The sequence below is a fragment of the Streptomyces sp. NPDC101151 genome, from assembly GCF_044768335.1.
Lineage (GTDB): Bacteria > Actinomycetota > Actinomycetes > Streptomycetales > Streptomycetaceae > Streptomyces.
In genome coordinates this window covers 1-3463 of the sequence record NZ_JBIWPP010000110.1, presented here as the reverse complement: position 1 = coordinate 3463, position 3463 = coordinate 1, and the positions used below count along the sequence as shown (strand labels likewise).

Annotated in this window: 2 protein-coding genes and 1 pseudogene; 1 reads left to right on the top strand and 2 read right to left on the bottom strand. The window is 66.5% G+C overall.

Features of this window, described 5'->3' with window-relative positions; translation table 11 throughout:
- Nucleotides 1-250: 250 nt before the first annotated feature.
- A complete protein-coding gene (locus tag ACIRU3_RS47445) occupies nucleotides 251-2503 on the bottom strand; it encodes a SpoIIE family protein phosphatase (protein ID WP_404070638.1) in 2253 nt (750 codons plus the stop codon).
- 260 nt (nucleotides 2504-2763) lie between these two features.
- On the opposite strand from ACIRU3_RS47445, the pseudogene ACIRU3_RS47440 reads away from it, so the two are divergent.
- Nucleotides 2764-2925: pseudogene (locus tag ACIRU3_RS47440) on the top strand (IS6 family transposase); the annotation flags it as partial.
- A 216-nt stretch (nucleotides 2926-3141) separates the two neighbouring features.
- Here the strand turns inward: ACIRU3_RS47440 and ACIRU3_RS47435 are convergent.
- On the bottom strand, nucleotides 3142-3463 hold a 322-nt coding region (locus ACIRU3_RS47435), incomplete at its 5' end, for a transposase (RefSeq protein WP_404070635.1).

Below are 3463 nucleotides of genomic sequence, written 5' to 3'. Positions count from 1 at the left end.
AACACCGCGCCTGGCCACAGCCGACCGGCACTGGACCTCAAACCGTCCTCATCACAAGACCCCAACCCGCAAGCCCGTAACGCAACGGCATTGGCTCTAGCCCGACTTGACCTGGCCGCATAGAGGCCCACTCACACCCGGTTTACGGATTTCCCAACGGAGTCCTGAAGGCCCAGGATTCCTCGCTAGATTCTGCTGAATAACCTTCCGGCTGGCCTCGCTCCGCTTCGCTGCCCTGATATCCGTCTCGTCACATGGCCAGTTCGTCGACGATGGCACCCCACGCCCCGTCGCCGGTACGGGGCGTCCGGGGCATGTCGAACCACACGGTCTTGCCGCGGCCGCTTGGCGACTTGCCCCACTGCGAGGCCAGCTCGTCGACGATGAGCAGTCCCCGGCCGTGCTCCGCCCAGGCGTTGGCCTCGTCCGTGGCGGTAACCGCACTGGGGACAGGTGGTGTCGGGTCCGCGTCGCGCACTTCCAGACGCAGGTGGTCGGGGTATTCGCGTAGCCGTACGTCGACGCTGCTGTCGGCATGGATCAGTGCGTTGGTGACCACTTCGGACGCGAGCAGCTCGACGTCATCTCTCACCTCGTCAAGGTCCCAGACATGGAGCTGTTCCCTAATGAACCTGCGCGCCTGCTTGACGCCCTTCAGGTCGTGGCGCTCGATGGCCATCGTACCGACATGACGCCGGGGGCCGAGTTGGGATCCTTCGTAGCGCGCGAGCAGCAGGGCCACGTCGTCTCTGCGCTGCTCGGACTCAAGGATTTCGGCGACCATGCGGTCGGCGAGTTCCTCGGGAGATACCTGCGGCCGGTCCCCGACACCACGCAGGAGGTCGCCGGCCAGCTCCACCACGTCCGACGGCCAGCCCTCCGCCAGACCGTCGGTGTACAGCATCAGCACCGTAGCCGGCTTCAGGACCAAGTCGGTGGTGCGGTACCCAATTTCGGGGCGGACGCCCAGCGGGAGGTTCGCCGGCATGCCGACGGGCACTACCTGGCCGTCCGGCAGGAGCAGCCAGGGGGCAGGATGGCCGGCCGAGGCGAGTTCGGCCTCCCCTGAGGCCACGTCCAGGCAGACGAGGCAGCAGGTGGCGATCAGCTCGCTGTCCCCCCGGGCAAGGAACTCGTTCGTCCGCGCCAGGACGTTGCCGGGGCTGTGCCCCTCGGTTGCGTAGGCCCGGACCGTGCTGCGCAGCTGGCCCATGACCACCGAACTGTCGATGCTGTGTCCCTCGACGTCGCCGACAACGAGGACGATGCGCCCGTCCCGCAATGTGATCTCGTCGTACCAGTCGCCGCCCAGCCCGGCGGAGGTCCGTGCCGGGAGATAGCGTGCGGTGGTGAGCACTGCTGGCACCTCGGGGAGGATGCGCGGCAGGAGCTTCTTCTGCAGGGACTCTGCGAGGAGGTGCGCCTGCTCGGCCATGCGTGCTCGGGCCAGCGCGGAACCAAGCAGGTCGGTCATCATCATGACCAAGGTCTGCTCCTCGGGGGTGAACCTGTGGTGGTGCTCGAATCCCAGCACGCAGCCGCCCGCCAGTTGTCCGCTGGCGGAGATCGGTAGGAAGGCCCAGCTCCTCAGCTCCTCCTCCGCGGTCCCCGGGTAGCGGCTCTCCAGGTCGTGCGGTGTCTCAAAGAACAGCGGGGCGCGGTTGATCAGGACTGCGGTCTCGGGCCTGTGCCCGTCGATGCGGTCGCCGTGCATCCGGCGCACAGTCGCCCTTGGGAAACCGCTGTGCCCCATGATCCACGAACGTCCGTCGTCGATGGCGGTTACAACTATGGCTTGTGCATTGAAGGGCAGCATGATCCACGAGCGAGCTGCGGCGACTACGTCGGCCACGCTCGTTGCGCTGTTGAGCCGAGTGGCTAGCTTGTGCAGGTGGAACATGAAAGTCAGGCTCGGCGAGCCGGGGACCTGCGGCAGTCCCCACGGCCGGGAGCCCGCTCGGTTGCCGAACGCTTCGGTGGAGAACACCGGCACCAGCACGGGTCTAGCCGTCAGCAAAGAACCATGGCCCGTCTCTTCGAGCTCGGTCAGTGAGTCGCCAAGTTCCCGCCCCCAGGCGGTCAGTCCTTCGCGCTGCGTGCGAGGCAGCGGCTGGTCGGCTGCCGGCACCCAGACGAGGACGAGTACCCCGATGGACCGGTCGCCGTGGATCAGCGGCACGGCGGCCGCCGAATACGGGTACCCCAGGGTGCCTCTGAAGGGCACCTCGGTGTCCCCTGGTCCGCCGGGTCTGCCCACCGTCACGAGCCGCCGCTCCCGATAGGCGGTGGCTGAGGCGAAGGGCTCGCCCATGCCTACCAAGTCGTGCTGGCAGCAGACTATGGGCGGCACCCCGCCGATCGCCACGGCACGCAGCGTGTTGTCGTCCGGCATGTAGAGCGTCGCCGCCGCGACGCCGAAATCACCCACGGCTTTCCGCAGAACAGCCGTGAAGAACTCTTCGCGGCGGACACGTTCCGCAATCTCCGCTTCCGGCAGTGCCATGGGGTTTCGTGGGTTTGACGCGGGCGCCGATCGAGGTGCTGTCATGTCGCCCCCAGTTTCCCGGTTTACCGTGTCAGCGCACATAAGATAAGAATAGCGGACGTTTCCACTGCTCCATTGTGTCCAGGTTCCACAGCAGCAGGATCGTCACAGTCCACGAAAGCGGCGGCTGGCAAGTGAGATCAGGCATCGGCGAGCGTCACATTGACGGTCGAGTGGGATGATCTTCGGGTTGTTCGCGGCCGGGAGGGGAGCCGTTGGTGTCGTCCACGGTGCCGTCGTACAAGGACCACCGATATCTGGCGGAGGCCATATCGCACTGCGTGTGGCTGTAGATCCGCTTCCCGCTCAGCTTCCCCGAGGTCGAGGAGTTTATGCTCGAGCGCGGGGTGGTCGACTCCTACAAGACGGTCCGCCGGTGGTAGGTGAATTTCGGGCGCCCCTGGCCGGGGCGGCGAGGCCACGGCGTTTGTCGGCCGCATTGTGCGGGGCTGTGCCTCGTCGAGGTTCACCAAGATCCGGTCAACTCGATGGCACCAGCGTGTGCCAAGCACTGCAGAAGGACCGCTGCGACGACGGCGCCGATGCGTCACGGGCCGGGACACAACGGATGGCGTCCCGCTTGGTGGTGTAGGCGATCATTCGGTGGGCGTGTTGGTGGTGTGGGGTAGCGCGGGGGCGCTGTCGGGGAGCTCGGGGTAGAGCCCGGTCATGCTGCCTTCGGGGAGGTAGCGGCGGGGGAAGGCGATCCGCTCGTCGTGCAGTTCGCTGAGGACGGCGGTGACCAGGCGCTGGAGTGCGGCGGGGTTGGGGAAGACCTGGACGACGTCGGTGCGGCGTTTGACCTCCCGGTTCAGTCGTTCCAGGGGGTTGGTGGACTGGATCTTTTTCCAGTGCTGGAGGGGGAGGACGGCGAACGCGGTCAGGTCCTCCTTCGCCTGCAGGAGCATCTCTTTGACC

Coding starts and splice junctions, on each gene's coding strand:
- ACIRU3_RS47445 (WP_404070638.1), bottom strand. CDS start 2,503: ATGGCACTGCCGGAAGCGGAGATTGCGGAACGTGTCCGCCGCGAAGAG.